This window comes from Novosphingobium soli, assembly GCF_042432915.1.
GTDB classification, from domain to species: domain Bacteria; phylum Pseudomonadota; class Alphaproteobacteria; order Sphingomonadales; family Sphingomonadaceae; genus Novosphingobium; species Novosphingobium soli.
The window spans coordinates 205687-219661 of sequence record NZ_JBHLWK010000013.1 but is presented as its reverse complement, the minus strand read 5'-3'; the positions used below and the strand labels follow the sequence as shown (position 1 = coordinate 219661).

At 69.8% G+C, this 13975-nt stretch carries 14 protein-coding genes and 2 tRNA genes; 9 read left to right on the top strand and 7 right to left on the bottom strand.

Annotation, left to right across the window (positions count from 1 at the left end):
- The first annotated feature begins 39 nt into the window (after positions 1–39).
- From ACFFJC_RS11590 to ACFFJC_RS11575, 4 genes are all read left to right on the top strand, one after another.
- Positions 40–273 carry a hypothetical protein gene (locus tag ACFFJC_RS11590; RefSeq protein ID WP_379487665.1) on the top strand — a complete coding sequence of 78 codons (234 nt, stop codon included), beginning with the start codon at positions 40–42 and terminating at the stop codon, positions 271–273.
- Positions 274–280: 7 nt separating this feature from the next.
- The gene (locus tag ACFFJC_RS11585; RefSeq protein ID WP_379487664.1) at positions 281–610 is read left to right on the top strand and encodes a cell division protein ZapA; all 330 of its coding nucleotides are present in this window, start codon (positions 281–283) and stop codon (positions 608–610) included.
- A gap of 153 nt (positions 611–763) precedes the next feature.
- Positions 764–1372 (top strand): 5-formyltetrahydrofolate cyclo-ligase, encoded by a 609-nt coding sequence (locus ACFFJC_RS11580; protein ID WP_379487663.1) that lies wholly within the window; start codon positions 764–766, stop codon positions 1370–1372.
- Between the two features lies 1 nt (position 1373).
- Positions 1374–1613, top strand: coding sequence for a DUF2842 domain-containing protein (locus ACFFJC_RS11575; RefSeq protein WP_379487662.1), 240 nt, complete (start codon positions 1374–1376; stop codon positions 1611–1613).
- Between the two features lie 557 nt (positions 1614–2170).
- Here ACFFJC_RS11575 and ACFFJC_RS11570 read toward each other — a convergent pair.
- The 6 genes from ACFFJC_RS11570 to ACFFJC_RS11545 form a co-directional block, all read right to left on the bottom strand.
- Positions 2171–2247: transfer RNA gene (locus ACFFJC_RS11570), tRNA-Asp, on the bottom strand.
- 65 nt (positions 2248–2312) lie between these two features.
- Positions 2313–2389, bottom strand: a tRNA-Asp gene (locus ACFFJC_RS11565).
- Positions 2390–2539: 150 nt separating this feature from the next.
- On the bottom strand, positions 2540–3094 hold the full coding sequence (locus ACFFJC_RS11560) for a peroxiredoxin (RefSeq protein WP_379487661.1): 555 nt from the start codon (positions 3092–3094) through the stop codon (positions 2540–2542).
- 114 nt (positions 3095–3208) lie between these two features.
- Complete coding sequence (locus tag ACFFJC_RS11555; protein ID WP_379487660.1) at positions 3209–3439, bottom strand: biotin/lipoyl-containing protein; 231 nt, start codon at positions 3437–3439, stop codon at positions 3209–3211.
- Between the two features lie 155 nt (positions 3440–3594).
- Positions 3595–5028 carry an acyl-CoA reductase gene (locus tag ACFFJC_RS11550; protein WP_379487659.1) on the bottom strand — a complete coding sequence of 478 codons (1434 nt, stop codon included), beginning with the start codon at positions 5026–5028 and terminating at the stop codon, positions 3595–3597.
- Positions 5025–6404, bottom strand: coding sequence for a hypothetical protein (locus tag ACFFJC_RS11545; RefSeq protein WP_379487658.1), 1380 nt, complete (start codon positions 6402–6404; stop codon positions 5025–5027). The genes ACFFJC_RS11550 and ACFFJC_RS11545 overlap by 4 nt, the downstream gene beginning before the upstream one ends.
- A gap of 99 nt (positions 6405–6503) precedes the next feature.
- On the opposite strand from ACFFJC_RS11545, the gene ACFFJC_RS11540 reads away from it, so the two are divergent.
- From ACFFJC_RS11540 to ACFFJC_RS11525, 4 genes are all read left to right on the top strand, one after another.
- Complete coding sequence (locus tag ACFFJC_RS11540) at positions 6504–7154, top strand: TetR/AcrR family transcriptional regulator (RefSeq protein ID WP_379487657.1); 651 nt, start codon at positions 6504–6506, stop codon at positions 7152–7154.
- Positions 7155–7206: 52 nt separating this feature from the next.
- Complete coding sequence (locus tag ACFFJC_RS11535) at positions 7207–8445, top strand: MFS transporter (RefSeq protein ID WP_379487656.1); 1239 nt, start codon at positions 7207–7209, stop codon at positions 8443–8445.
- 16 nt (positions 8446–8461) lie between these two features.
- Positions 8462–9322, top strand: a complete 861-nt coding sequence (locus tag ACFFJC_RS11530; RefSeq protein WP_379487655.1) for an SDR family NAD(P)-dependent oxidoreductase — start codon at positions 8462–8464, stop codon at positions 9320–9322.
- A gap of 308 nt (positions 9323–9630) precedes the next feature.
- On the top strand, positions 9631–10503 hold the full coding sequence (locus ACFFJC_RS11525) for an HpcH/HpaI aldolase/citrate lyase family protein (RefSeq protein ID WP_379487654.1): 873 nt from the start codon (positions 9631–9633) through the stop codon (positions 10501–10503).
- Positions 10504–10541: 38 nt separating this feature from the next.
- On the opposite strand, the gene ACFFJC_RS11520 is transcribed toward ACFFJC_RS11525, so the two are convergent.
- Positions 10542–11924, bottom strand: coding sequence for a M20/M25/M40 family metallo-hydrolase (locus tag ACFFJC_RS11520; RefSeq protein WP_379487653.1), 1383 nt, complete (start codon positions 11922–11924; stop codon positions 10542–10544).
- A gap of 228 nt (positions 11925–12152) precedes the next feature.
- Here ACFFJC_RS11520 and ettA point away from each other — a divergent pair, with 228 nt between their 5' ends.
- Positions 12153–13832, top strand: coding sequence for an energy-dependent translational throttle protein EttA (gene ettA / locus ACFFJC_RS11515; protein ID WP_379487652.1), 1680 nt, complete (start codon positions 12153–12155; stop codon positions 13830–13832).
- The last annotated feature ends 143 nt before the right edge of the window (positions 13833–13975 follow it).

Sequence of the window (13975 nt, the reverse complement as noted above, 5' to 3'; positions counted from 1 at the left end):
GTCCTTGTCACGCGGTTGTTTCGCCGCCAGCCGGACGCCATGACCGAAGCCCCTGCCCTGCTCGCCCTCGACCGGATCGAAGCGGCGCTGACCCGGATCGACGCGGCCCGGGAGCGGATCGCGGCCACCTGCGGGCATGCGGCACCAGCCGAGGACTCCGCCGAGGACCCTGCGCCGCACGACGCCGGGCTGGCCGCGCGCCACGAGAACCTCAAGGCGGCCGTGGCGCGCTCGCTCGCCGGGCTCGACGAACTCCTCGCCGCGCGGACCTGAGCGGGCGATGGGCAACGTCACGGTATCGATCGGCGGCCGCAGCCACGCGCTCGCCTGCGCCGACGGTGAGGAAGCGCACGTCCAGCAGCTCGCGCAGCTGATCGACGAGAAGGCGAGGCTGTCGGGCGCCACCGGGCAGACCGAGGCGCGCATGCTGCTGTTCGCGGCGCTGATGCTGGCCGACGAGCTGCTCGACCTGCGCGGCCGTGCCGCCGCGCCCGCGCCCGCTTCCGCCCCGGCGCCTATGCCGGACGAAGTCGCCGAGCGGCTGGGGGCTCTCGCCGCCCGTGTCGAAAATCTTGCGGACCTTCTTGAGAGCGACGCGGCAAAGCCCTAACTAGGGCGTGACGGATCTGCCCGGCACGAGCCGTAGAACATCCCTGAGGCTATAAGCAATCCTACGGGGGCTGTCCCTGCCCGGACCCTGGTCCGACGCATATGGTCCCCACCTGACGTTGAGGCGTCGGAGGATTTCACTGGAAAACGACCCATGGTGGATCCGTCACTCCCCATCGACCTTGCCGGCTCCAAGGCGGCGCTGCGCCGGCGCTGCCGGCAGGAGCGCGCCGCCCATGTCGAGGCGCTCCCGGCCGGGCTGCGCGCGCTCGTGCTCAACCGCCCCCCCGCCCCGGTGGTGCAGATGATCCCGGAAGGGGGCACGGTCGGCCTTTACTATCCCGGCGAGGCCGAGGCGCCGGCCCTCGGCTGGGCGCGCTGGCTGGCGGAGAACGGCCGCCGCGTCGCCCTGCCCTTCTTCCCTTCGCGCGAGGCGCCGATGGAGTTCCGCATCTGGGACAACCCGTGGGACGAGGACGAGCTTGCCCCCGGCCCCTGGCGCGCGCTGCAACCGCGGGAATCCGGCGCGCCGGTCGTACCGGATCTGGTGGTGGTGCCGCTGCTGGCCTTCACGGCCGACGGCCAGCGGCTAGGCCAGGGCGGCGGGCACTACGATCGCTGGCTCGCCGCCCACCCGCACGTGCCGGCCATCGGCCTCGCGTGGGACTGCCAGCTGGTCGACCAGCTCCCTGTCGAGGCGCACGACCGCCCGCTCTCCGCGGTGGTCACGCCTACGCGCATCTACCAAGCGGAAAGAACCTGAGATGCGCGAAGCCCCCACATGGCGGATCCCGGTCGGCGTGCTCGGCCTCATCGTCGCGCTCGGCCTCTACGGCATCGCCATCGCCACCTTCGTGCCGCCGCTGATCGGCGGGTGGAACGCGCTGGCCCAGACGCCGGTCTACGTGGTGCTGGGGATCGTCTGGATCCTGCCGCTGCGGCGATTCCTCATGTGGATGGAAACCGGCCGCTGGAGCGTCCCGGCCGGAACCGCCCGGCGCTGACCGCGCCCCACCCTTGACATACAGTGCCAAATAGGTTACAAGCCCCGCCATCCGCTGCGGAGCGTGCGCACGTTCCGAAGCGGTGTTTCGGGCCGGCGTCGTGGGCCGTACGCGAGTGCAAGTCGTGGACCACGCCCACAGCGTCCCCCGGAGCGGTTCCGGGTACCGCGATCCGTCGAGGTACCAAGGCCTTCCGCAAACGGCCGGCCCTCACGAGGGTGGTTTCCCGGAAGTAGCCTGAGAGGACCGGCGCTCGCCTGCGAGTCCGCGCCGCCGGTTCGTTCCGCTCCGCCAGGATCGAGCCGGGCTGCCAGCATGCTACCCGGCCGTTCGCACAGAGCAGGCCCCCTCCTTGCGTGCCGCAAGGACGCCCCGACGCCGGCCCGATGTCATTCCTTCGGCTGCGTTCGCTTCCCAGGCGTTATCCCGCGCTCGCCGGCGGGCGATGGCGTGTACGCGCCGCGATCGCGCCGGATGGCGCTCGACGCGCATCCGTGCTCGCACCCTGACCTGAGAAAAGGAAAACATCGCGCGCAGGGCCACTTCCGTGCGGGAAGTGGCGCGAGTGACGGGGCTCGAACCCGCGACCTCCGGCGTGACAGGCCGGCACTCTAACCAACTGAGCTACACCCGCGCAGCGATGAAAAAAGGCCGAGACAAGCCCGACCTTGGCGCCGGTTGCCCGGCATTTTTCCCAAGTGGCGCGAGTGACGGGGCTCGAACCCGCGACCTCCGGCGTGACAGGCCGGCACTCTAACCAACTGAGCTACACCCGCGTTCTTGCGGTTGCGTCCGCTTGGGAGCCGCGCCACTAAGCCACCGCCACGGGGCTGTCAACTGCCTAGCCGGAGGGCGGTGGATTTTTTCGCGGGGCCGAGTGGAAGCCCGCATTCCCCGGGGCGGAACGCCCGGCGCGACGCCGTGATTCAGCCCGGCCGCCGGGCCTTGAGAACCTTCACCGCCGCCAGCGTCATGCGGACATGCTCGCGATAGTCCATGTCGGCATGGACGAACACGACGTGCCCGCTTTGGTCGATCACGTAGCTGACGCGGTCGGTCATTCCCCCCGCCATGCCGGGGCGGGAGAGCGCGACGTCGTAGTCCTTGACGATGCGGGGGCTCGCCGTGGCGACCGCGAACTTGTCGCGGCATTCCTCGGTCGAGAACTTCTTGAGCGTGGGCAGGTCGTCCGCCGACATGCCGACCACGGTGGCGCCGAGCGCGGCGAACTCGGGGGTCGCCTCGGCGAAGGCATGCGCTTCCAGGGTGCAGCCCTGCGTGAACGCCTTGGGATAGAAATAGAGGACCACCGGCCCCTTCCGGAGCGCCGCGGCCAGGTCGAAGTCGACCTCCTTGCCGCCCTTGGCGCCCTTGGCCTGGAACGGCGGAGCCTTGGCCCCGACGGCGAGGCTGGCCTGCGCGGTGCCGGAGAAAGCGAGGAGCCCGAGGGCGGCGACGGCGGTGAGGATGCGGCGTGTCATGGCGCGAGTGTGACCCCGCGCAGACGCCCTGTCCAGACGCCCTGTCCAGACGCCCTGTCCAGACGCTCCGTCCAGCCGAGTTTCGGCGCTGGCTCCGGTCCCGGCTTGCGGCGCTTACTCGATGTAGCCGAGCACCGTGCCGACCTCGTAGGTCTCGCCGGTCCGGGCGATGATCTTGAGCGTGCCGGTGGCCGGAGCCTCGACCTCGTTGGTCGACTTGTCCGCTTCCAGCGAGAACAGCGGCTGCCCTTCGGTCACCGCGTCGCCGTCCTTGGCGAGCCATTCGGCGACCTGGCCCTCCTGCATGGAGAAGCCGATCTTCGGGAGCAGGATTTCGACGGCCATGGGTATCAGGTTCCTCAGTTTGGCGGCGGCTTGGCGTCTATGCGCACCCGCCCGGCATCTCACCGATGCCTAGCGCACTGTCCGGGGCAGGCAAGCATGCGCCGGACATATCCGTCCGGCGATGCGTGCACCCCCTGCCCGTCCCGGCCCCGGCTCTACCCGTCCCCGCGCCCATCCCCGCGCCCATCCTCGTGCGCCATCCAGTGGACGAAGCGGTGGAGCGGGTACATGGCGTCGTGCGGGTTGCCGATGGTTGAGGGGCCCGCCTCTCCCAGGTGGACGATGCGCTGGGCGCCGCCCGCCGCCAGCCGGTCGCGGTAGTCCGCCATGCGGTGGAACGGGAAGAAGCCCACCGTCTGCGTCGCCACGTTGATCCAGCGCACCGCGTCGTCGAGGCTGTCGACGCGCACCACGTTGGCGGTCTTGTTGATCGGGTGGAAGTCCACCGGCTCCTCGGAACGGATCACCAGCCCGCGCCCGTCGGTCCGGCCCCAGACGCCGAACTCGTCGTCCATCAGCGTCATCGATTCGACCGCCTCGCGCATGTCCATGTCGAGCGGGCGGACGTCGCCACTCTCGGCCGCGCGCCGCGCGACGTGGTGGTGCAGGCGCGCGCAGAAGCGGTCGACGGCTTCCTCGTCGCCCTCCACGAACTGGTAGCGGCTGGCGACGCAGGCCTCCTGGTTAAGCGTCATGACGTCCGCCGAGCACAGGTCCGCGACGCGGTCGATGGTCTCCTCGTCGACCAGCGCCTCGCGGCCGACCATGGAGATCGAGGTCTTGGGATCGAACGAGACGAGCTGGAAGCCGGGCCCCAGGTACTTGACTACATTGGCGATGGCGTCGCCCCCGCCCCAGGCGACGATCTTGTCGAAGTACTGCGGGCGATAGAGCACCCGCTCGGTCGCCTCGTCGCCGCCGCGCCAATAGACCGCCGACATCGAGCGGACGACCGCGTGGCCGGGGTCGATGTCCGCCATCGTGCGCAGGATCGCGACCATGGTGAAGGGGTCGGCGCTGCTCATCTTGAACAGGTTGATCGCCTTGACCATCGCGCCTTGCGCCACCGACTTGACCGCCACGCCGGGCGAGTTGCCCGGCAGCACGTGGATCAGCCGCGGCGCGAAGGCGCGCACGAAGCTACGGCGCCCGGTGAAGTCCTCCTTGGGCACCCATTCGTCGAGCGCGCGCGGATCGGGAAAGTTCTGCGCCACCTCGGCGTGGAGGATGCGCTTGTCGAGATAGGCGGCGGCGTGGCGCGCGGTGTTCTCCACCACGACGCGCGGCAGGATGTGCGTGCGGCACATGCGCTCGATGCATTCCTGCATGTGGTCGTTGTCGGGCGCGAGCAGACGCTGCCCCGTCTCGACGAGGAAGTCGACGATCTCCGCAAGCGGCACGTCCAGCAGCGGCGGCACTTCGGTGCGCGGCGGCACGGCGCGATCGAAGGGAATGCGCGGCGTGGCGAAGGTGACGCCGAGGTCGCGCGAGGTCTGGATCACCTCGGTCCCGTGCAGCACCTCCCCGCGCAGGAAGAACGGGGCCGAGACGAGGTCGACGAGCGGGTGCGGCGGCGCGAGCGTGCTCATGCGACACCTCGCACATAGGCATCGACGGTGCCCGCGCAGCCGATCTTGTCGTCCCCTTCCAGGTCGGCATAGCGGGCGATGTCGTCGCGGATCGAAGGGCTGTGATTGCCACAGGCGCAGGCCCCGTAGTCGAGCCGGATGCGGTCGCCGGTGATAACCCCGCCCCAGCGCCCGTCGAGCGAAAGGTCAAAGAACGCCGCGCGTCCCTCCATCTCGCCGCGCGCATGGTCGAGCGCCTCGTCTCCCGACTTGTCGAGCAGAACGGGCACCATCCAGGGGGGCACGTGGTAGCGCCCGCCTTCGCGGCACTTGGGCATGCCCGAATTGAGCTCCTGCATCGAGTAGTTCTGGAAGTGCCGGTCGGCCGGGATGTTGAACGTCTCGAACACGTAGTCCTGGTAATCCGGCGGAAGCTGCGCCCGCTTGAGACCGCCACCGACGTAGATCGAGTTGTCCGGGTGGAAGTCCTCGCGCCCGTATCCGGCGTCGCGCACCGCCTTGGCGACCTGCCACAGCCCGTTCCACAGGCCCGAGAGCTGGAGCTTGCGGTGGCGGTTCTCGACGATGAACTGCGCAGTCGCCGGCACCGCGTCGGCCACGGCCTTGGCCCGGGCGGCGGACGTCTCCTCGAACGCGGCGATCTCGTCCGGACGGGCGGTGCCCTCGGCGATCTTCTTGCGCATGACGACCATGGCCGTCAGCGATCCGACGGTGATCGGCGGCACCGGGTAGTTCCAGCGCGGCCACTCGGGATTGGCGAACGCCTCATATTGCGCGCTGGCGATCGCGGCGTTCTTGGGCACCGTCGCGACCGGCGCGCAGCCGACGATCAGGCGGTCCTGCGCGGGCGCCACCCCCGATCCCCAGGCGAAGACGTTGACCGTGTCGATCCGCGACCAGTCCATGTCCTTCTGCGAGGCGACCAGCATGGCCGACTTGCCGGTGGTGCCGCTGGAACAGGAGATGAAGTAGCCCTGTTGCGCCAACCGCGCGATCCACTCGTCGATGCCGGCGATCGCTTCGAGCGAGACGCCCTCGATGGGATGGGCCGCGACGGTCCCCAGCCACTTGGTGAGCCGATCCCAGCGCTCCTCCATCAGGTAGCTCTCGGGGTACGACTTGTAGGCGGTATGCGGAAAGAGCACCGGCACCACGTCCTCGACGCGCCCGATCGACTCGGTTCCCGCATCGCGCGCGCGCAGGCCGAGCAGCTTGATGCGCCCGCGGCGTTCCTGGAAGCGCTCGTCCAGCGCGGCCACCTGGGTCGCGCGCAGTTCCTGTGCGGAGAACGCGAAGCGCTCCGGGTCGGCGACCAAGGCGGTGAGTTTGTCGGCGGCTGCGCCCATCTTGCGGCTCTCCTCTGGTGTTCCGCGCATCGCTGGACAGCGCGGCGCGACTCGATTAATAGCATCTTATGCGTTTCATTATTCACGTAGGACCTTGGCGAGGCAAGCCAAATCCGCTCCAACGGCGCGATGCCCGACGAGACCACCTCCGAAGCGCCCGCGCGTGCCGGCCGCCCCACCCGCGAGCAGGCGCAGGCGCGGCAGGAGCAACTGCTCGACCGCGCGCTCGAACATTTCCTGGAGAGGGGCTACGAAGGCGCCACGATCGAGGCGATCGCGGCCGACGTCAGCATGACCAAGCGCACCGTCTACGCGCGCCACGCCGACAAGGCGGCGCTGTTCCGGGCCGCCGTGCAGCACGGCACCCGGCGCCGCGCCATCGGCCCGCAGGCGATCGCCGCCACCCGCCGCGCCAGTCTGGAGGAGACGCTCGTCGCGCTCGCCCTGCTGCGCATCGGCCTGGTGGCGGAGCCGGAGGGCGCGCGGCTGCAGCGGCTCATCAACACCGAGTCCTACCGTTTCCCGGACATCTTCCAGACCTACTACGACATCGCCGCGCTGCCTTCCGTGCAGTTCCTGGCCGGGATCCTGGAGGAGGAGACGCAGTGCGGGCGCCTCGCCATCGAGGACGCGATGCTTGCCGCCAACGTGTTCATGAGCATGGTGGTCAGCGGCCCGGTGCGATTCATCCTTTCGGGCAACGAGCTTGGACGCGAGGACATCGACCGGCGCGTGCGCTTCGCGGTACGCCTGTTCCTCAAGGGGGCCGAGCCCCGATGACCTGAACACGACACGCGACCCGGCAAAGCGGGCGCGCCATGGGAGAGCAAGGGTGACCTATTTCCGAGAATTCCGGCTGAGCTGGACCACGCTGCTCGGCGCGACCGTGGGGCTGGCGCTGGGCTCGGCGCTCAACCACTACATGACCAACCTCTTCGCGCCCGCGCTCATCGCCGATTTCGGGTGGGACAAGGCCCAGTTCGCGCTGGTGGGAACGCTGGGCCTGGCCAGCATGTTCGTGGTGCCGCTGTGGGGCCGCTTCACCGACCGGCACGGCGCGCGGCTGTCCGCCGCCATCGGCTTCGTGGTGGTGCCGCTGACCTTCCTCGCCTTCAGCCTGATGCGCGGCAACATCTACGAGTTCTTCGCCATCACCGTCGTCCAGCACCTGTTCGGCGTGCTGACGACCACGCTGGTGTTCAGCCGGGTGATCGTGCAGCGCTTCGACCTGGCGCGCGGCGTGGCGCTGTCGGTGCTGATGAGCGGGGCTCCGCTGGTCGGCGCGGCGGTGGTGCCGCTGGTGGGCGAGGTGATCGACGCGCAGGGCTGGCGCGCCGGGTACCGCCTGCTCGCGCTGCTCTCCGCGCTGGGCGGCATCGCCGCGGTGGCGCTGGTCGGCCGCCGGCCCCGAGGCGGCACGGCGCTCGAGCGCACCGCACCCTCCATCACGCGCGCGCAGTTCGCGGCGCTGTTGCGACACCCGGCCTTCATCCTGATCGTGGCGGGCATGTTCTTCTGCAACGTGCCGACGGTGATCGTTTCCTCCCAGCTCAAGCTGGTGCTGATGGAGAGCGGCGCGCCGGGACAGGTCGCGACCTGGATCGTCTCGCTCTATGCGGTGGGCGTCGTGGTCGGGCGCTTCGCCAGCGGGCTGGCGCTGGACCGGGTCTCGCCGCAGGTCGTCGCGCTCGCCGCGCTCGGGCTTCCGGCACTCGGCTTCCTGATCCTGGCATCGCCGGCCGATCATCCGTGGCTGCTGGCAGGGGCGGTGCTGCTGGTCGGCCTGGCGCAAGGCGCGGAAGGCGACATCGGCGCCTATCTCACCTCGCGCACCTTCGACCTGGCCCATTTCAGCCTGGTCTACAGCTTCCTGATCGCGTCGATGGGGCTTGCCGCCGCGGTCGGCTCGGTGCTCCTGAGCGCGACGCTCGGCGCGACGCAGCGCTTCGACCTGTTCCTGCTGATCGCCGCGGCCATCACCATCGCCGGCGCGCTCTGCTTCTTCCTGACCGGACGCGGCCAGCCCCCGCGCATCGAGACTTCGACCGAAGTCCCCGCCCCATCCCACTGACCAACAAGGAAATACCATGGCATCTTCTCCCGACCGCGTCGTCGTGGTGACCGGCGCGAGCTCCGGCATCGGCAAGGCCTGCGCGGAGGCCTTCGCCCGGATGGGCTGGCACGTGATCGGCACCGGCCGCGACCCGGCTCGCTGCGACGCCGCCGAGGCCGAGCTCCGCGCCATCCCCGGCGCCCGGGTCGACTTCCTGCGCGGCAACTTCGCCGAGATGGCGGAGGTACGCCGCGTCGCCGCCGAGATCGCCGCGCTCACCGACCGCGTCCACGTCCTCGTCAACAACGCCGGCGGCATCCGCGACGGACATTACGTCTCGTCCGAAGGGCTGGAGGAGACCTTCGCCGCCAACCACCTCGCCTCGTTCCTGCTCACCCGCGAACTGATGCCGCTGCTGGAGCGCGCCGCACAGGACAGCCCCCCGGGCACGGTGCGGGTGATCGCGGTGTCCTCGCTCGCGCACGAGCAATGCGCCGCGATGCGCTGGGACGACCTGATGATGGACGGCGATTTCGCCACGGGACCGGCCTATTGCCAGGCCAAGCTGGCCAACCTCCTGTTCACCCGCGAGCTGGACCGGCGGGTGTCCGGCAAGGGGATCACCGCCCAGGCGATGCACCCGGGCAAGGTCGGCTCGAACTTCTGGAGCCACGGCGAGGCGACGCTGCAGGCCTACGGCAAGGGACAGGACCTCATCGCCCCCGAGGCGCCCGCCCGCACCATCGTGTGGCTGGCGACGGCACCGGAGGCCGGGACCGAGGGCGGACGCTACTTCCACGACCTGCAGGAAATCCCCGCCGCGCCGCAGGCCCGCGACGACACGGCCGCGGCGCGGCTGTGGCAGGAGAGCGAGCGGATCCTGGAAGCGCTGTAAGCGCGCATTGTCGCCGCCCCCCGCCGCCCATGTTGGCGGTCGAGGGGCGGCGAACGCGACCCGTGAAAGGGCTTCGCAGCCGCGGAGGGGGAGGAGGACACTCCGCGCGAACGGCCGTCATGCGCTTCGGGCCGCTGCCGCGAACGGCCCCCTTAGCGCATGAGCAAACGATTGCAAACCTATCCTTATGGATCGGCGATGCCGGCGCCAGGCACCGTCGTCGCTGCCCGAACCCACCCCCCGCTTGACCGCGGGGGCGTTCGCGCCGCAAGGGAGATGCGACTGCCTCCATCCGGAAGACCGCTCCCGTGACACCCGCCGACCGCCCCCGCCGCAGCGCGCTCTACCTGCCGGCCTCGAACGCGAAAGCCATCGCCAAGGCCCGGACGCTGCCCTGCGATGTCGTGATCCTCGACCTGGAGGACGCCGTGCCGCCGGAGGCCAAGGACGAGGCGCGCGCGGCCGCCGTCGCCGCCGTGGCCGAGGGCGGCTTCGGCGACCGCGAGGTGGTGATCCGCGCCAACGGGCTCGACACCGCATGGGGCGCCGACGACCTCGCCGCGATCGCCGGCTCTCGTGCCGACGCCGTGCTCGTGCCCAAGGTCGACGGCCCGGAGGCCATCGCCCGCTACGAAGCGGCGCTGGCCGCCGCGCCGGCGGCGATGCAGCTCTGGGCCATGATCGAGACCTGCGCCAGCGTCTTTGCCCTGGAGCCGATCGCCGCCACCGCGCGCACCGGCCGGCTCGCAGCCTGGATCATCGGCACCAACGACCTCGCCAAGGAGATGCGGGCGCAGCTCACGCCGGGACGCGAGGCGTTCCTGCCGTTCCTGTCGATGGCGGTGGCTGCCGCGCGGGCGCACGGCCTCGCCATCCTCGACGGGGTGTGCAACGAATTCCGGGATCTCGACGCCTTCACCGCGGAGGCACGCCAGGGCATGGTTTTCGGATTCGACGGCAAGAGCCTGATCCATCCCGCGCAAGTGGACCCGTGCAACCTGGTATTCTCCCCCGGAGAGGCCGAGCTCGCCTGGGCGCGGGCGGTGATCGCGGCCTTCGACCAGCCGGAGAACCGGGGCAAGGGCGCGATCCGCGTCGAAGGCAAGATGGCCGAACTGCTCCACCTCGACCAAGCGCAGCGGCTGGTGGCCCTCGCCGAGCGGATCGCCGCCCGGCCCTAACCAGCGGAAGGACCGCGCCGGCCCTTCCGCCCGCAGGATTACTCCGCCGCTGCCGTGAACTTGCCGATCGGCCCCGGCTCGTTGGCGATCACCTTGAGCACGGCGGCCCAGGCATCGACATTCTGCTGCAGCGCCGCGGGATCGACCTTGTCGAGCGTGTCGTCCGGCGTGTGGTGAAGGTCGAAGTAATGGGTGCCGTCCTGGCCCAGGTCGATCACCGCCAAGCTCTGTGCCTTGATGATCGCCTCGATGTCCGCCCCGCCCTCGGCGGCGCCGTCGTGCGGCACGATGCCCATCGGCCACAGCGCGGCCTTGACCTTGTCCACCAGCGGCTTGTCGGCCGCCGCCGTGCTGAACTTCACCTGCCACACCTTGTCGGCGCCGAAGTCGCTTTCCATCGCCACCGCATGGGGCTCCTGGCCGTGCAGCCGAGCATAGTGCTCGCCGCCGCCGCCGCGCACGCCCATCTCCTCGTTGCCCGACCAGAGCACGCGGATGGTGCGCAAGGGCTGCCCGCCCTGCTGCGCCGCGAGCGCCGCCGCCGTGATGATCGCGCAACCCGAGGCATCGTCCACCGCGCCGGTGCCCAGGTCCCAGGAATCGAGATGGCAGGCGAGCACGACGATGGGCAGCGACGGGTCGCGGCCGGGCATCTCGGCGACGACGTTGCCCGAGGTGGCGCCCGGGTTGGGCTTGCCGAGCAGCGTCAGGTCGATGGCCATCGGCTTGCCGCGGGCGGCGGTGCGCGCGATGAGGTCCGCGTCCGGGTTGGAGACGGCGCCGGCGGGGATCGGCTTCACGTCGTCCGCGAACATGGTCACGCCGGTGTGCGGGTTGCGGTGCCCGTCGGTGCCGGCGGAGCGGATGACGACGGCCGCGGCGCCCTTGCGCGCGGCGACGCTCGGTCCCTTCCTGCGCACGTCGCCGTAGGGCCCGTAGCCCGAGCCGTCCTGCGCGGCGCGCATGGCGTGGTCAATGAAGGCGACCTTCCCGGCGAGCGAGCCGGCGGGCGCCGCCTCCAGGGCCGCGAGCGTGGGGAAATAGACAAGCGGCGCCTTGAGCCCGCCGCGCGGCGTCGGAACCGAATAGCCCAGCGCCGTGATCGCGAGCGGCTGCGCATAAGGCGCCGTGAGGCTCGCGCTTTCCGGCCCGCGCGTCCACGCCAGCGTCTTGAACTCCTCCACCCGCACGTTGCGGAAGCCGAGCGCCTCCAGCTTGGCAGCGCCCCAGTCGCGCGCGCGGTCTTCCGCCTCGGAACCGGCGGGACGCGGCCCGATCTCGGTGGTCAGCCCCTCGACGATCTCCCACGCGGTGCCGGTGCCCTGCGCGGGAGCCGCGGAAGCGGGCACGGTCGTTGCGGGAACGGTCAGGGCCAGGAGGGCCGGAACCAGGGCGGCGGACAGCGTGCGATGTGTGCTCATGGTGACATTGCTAACCGACCCGCGAGGCCCTGCCAAGGGATCGCCGCAGGAAGCCGGCACCCCGGCGCGCCGGGCTTGAAACCCCGGGCTCCTGCACCGATCCTCCCGTCCTGTCCCGGCGCAGCGCCACCCTGCCCCGGGTTCGGGCCGCGCCCTTGGCAAGGGCCCCTCGCCCCTGTAGAGCGAGCCGCAATCCTACCGATCCAGATCGCATTCCAGAGGAAACCGATGGCTGCCCAATACGCCTTCGTCATGAAGGGCATGACCAAGACATTCACCGGCGCTCCCAAGCCGGTGCTCAACAACATCTCGCTCCAGTTCTACCAGGGTGCCAAGATCGGCATCGTCGGCCCGAACGGCGCCGGCAAGTCGACCCTGATCAAGATCATGGCCGGCATCGACACCGACTACACCGGCGAAGCCTGGGCGGGCGAGAACATCACCATCGGCTACCTCGAGCAGGAGCCCGAGCTCGATCCCAACAAGACCGTGCTGGAGAACGTCAAGGACGGCGCGCGCGAGACGGCGGACCTGGTCGACCGCTTCAACGAGATCTCGACGATCATGGGCGACCCGCCGGAGGACGTCGATTTCGACGCGCTGATGGAGGAGATGGGCGACCTGCAGGGCAAGATCGACGCGGTCGATGGCTGGACGCTCGACAACCAGCTTGAAATCGCCATGGAGGCGCTGCGCTGCCCGCCGGGCGACTGGCGCGTCACCAGCCTCTCGGGCGGTGAGAAGCGCCGCGTCGCGCTGACCCGCCTGCTGATTCAGAAGCCGTCGATCCTGCTGCTGGACGAGCCGACCAACCACCTCGACGCCGAATCCGTCGAATGGCTGGAAAACCATCTCAAGGAATACGCGGGCGCGGTGCTGATGATCACCCACGACCGCTACTTCCTGGACAACGTGGTGGAATGGATTCTCGAGCTCGATCGCGGGAAGTACTTCCCCTATGAGGGCAACTACTCGACCTACCTCGAGAAGAAGGCCAAGCGCCTGGAGCAGGAGGACCGCGAGGAATCCGGCCGGCAGAAGGCGCTCAAGGAAGAGCTCGAGTGGATCCGGCAGACCCCGGCCGCGCGCCAGACCAAGTCGAAGGCCCGTATCCGCAAGTTCGAGCAGCTTCAGGAAGCGCAGTCGGGACGCAAGCCCGGCAAGGCGCAGATCGTCATCCAGGTGCCCGAGCGCCTTGGCGGCAAGGTCATCGAGGTGAAGGACATCTCGAAGGCCTATGGCGACAAGCTGCTGTTCGAGAACCTCTCGTTCATCCTGCCGCCGGGCGGAATCGTCGGCGTCATCGGCCCCAACGGCGCCGGCAAGTCGACGCTGTTCAAGCTGCTGACCGGCAAGGAGCAGCCCGACAGCGGCGCGATCGAGATCGGCTCCACCGTCCACCTGGGCTTCGTCGACCAGAGCCGCGACCACCTCGACCCCAAGAAGAACGTGTGGGAGGAGATCTCGGACGGGCTCGACTACATGAAGGTCAACGGTCACGACATGTCGACCCGCGCCTATGTCGGCGCGTTCAACTTCAAGGGCGCGGATCAGCAGAAGAACGTCGGCAAGCTCTCGGGCGGTGAACGCAACCGCGTCCACATGGCCAAGATGCTCAAGGAGGGCGGCAACGTGCTCCTGCTCGACGAGCCGACCAACGATCTCGACGTCGAGACGCTGGGCGCGCTGGAAGAGGCGATCGAGAACTTCGCCGGATGCGCCGTGGTCATCAGCCACGACCGCTTCTTCCTCGATCGTCTCGCCACGCACATCCTCGCCTTCGAGGGCAACAGCCACGTCGAGTGGTTCGAAGGCAACTTCGCCGCCTACGAGGAGGACAAGCGCCGTCGCCTGGGCGATGCCGCCGACCGCCCGACCGCGCTGGCGTACAAGAAGCTGACGCGCTGATCGCAGGCGGCGGGCTCGACCCGCCCCTCGCCGCACGAACGAGAAGCCGCCGCCCGGACGACCGGGCGGCGGCTTGTTCATTTGGGGTATCTCCAAGCTGAACGACAGGCACCCCGCCGGTTCACCAACGCGACAGCGCGTAT

Excerpts from the sequence above, each read along its gene's own strand:
- ACFFJC_RS11590 (WP_379487665.1), top strand. The coding sequence starts at position 40 with ATGACCGAAGCCCCTGCCCTGCTCGCCCTCGACCGGATCGAAGCGGCG.
- ACFFJC_RS11585 (WP_379487664.1), top strand. The coding sequence starts at position 281 with ATGGGCAACGTCACGGTATCGATCGGCGGCCGCAGCCACGCGCTCGCC.
- ACFFJC_RS11580 (WP_379487663.1), top strand. The coding sequence starts at position 764 with ATGGTGGATCCGTCACTCCCCATCGACCTTGCCGGCTCCAAGGCGGCG.
- ACFFJC_RS11575 (WP_379487662.1), top strand. The coding sequence starts at position 1,374 with ATGCGCGAAGCCCCCACATGGCGGATCCCGGTCGGCGTGCTCGGCCTC.
- ACFFJC_RS11560 (WP_379487661.1), bottom strand. The coding sequence starts at position 3,094 with ATGACACGCCGCATCCTCACCGCCGTCGCCGCCCTCGGGCTCCTCGCT.
- ACFFJC_RS11555 (WP_379487660.1), bottom strand. The coding sequence starts at position 3,439 with ATGGCCGTCGAAATCCTGCTCCCGAAGATCGGCTTCTCCATGCAGGAG.
- ACFFJC_RS11550 (WP_379487659.1), bottom strand. The coding sequence starts at position 5,028 with ATGAGCACGCTCGCGCCGCCGCACCCGCTCGTCGACCTCGTCTCGGCC.
- ACFFJC_RS11545 (WP_379487658.1), bottom strand. The coding sequence starts at position 6,404 with ATGCGCGGAACACCAGAGGAGAGCCGCAAGATGGGCGCAGCCGCCGAC.
- ACFFJC_RS11540 (WP_379487657.1), top strand. The coding sequence starts at position 6,504 with ATGCCCGACGAGACCACCTCCGAAGCGCCCGCGCGTGCCGGCCGCCCC.
- ACFFJC_RS11530 (WP_379487655.1), top strand. The coding sequence starts at position 8,462 with ATGGCATCTTCTCCCGACCGCGTCGTCGTGGTGACCGGCGCGAGCTCC.
- ACFFJC_RS11520 (WP_379487653.1), bottom strand. The coding sequence starts at position 11,924 with ATGAGCACACATCGCACGCTGTCCGCCGCCCTGGTTCCGGCCCTCCTG.
- ettA (WP_379487652.1), top strand. The coding sequence starts at position 12,153 with ATGGCTGCCCAATACGCCTTCGTCATGAAGGGCATGACCAAGACATTC.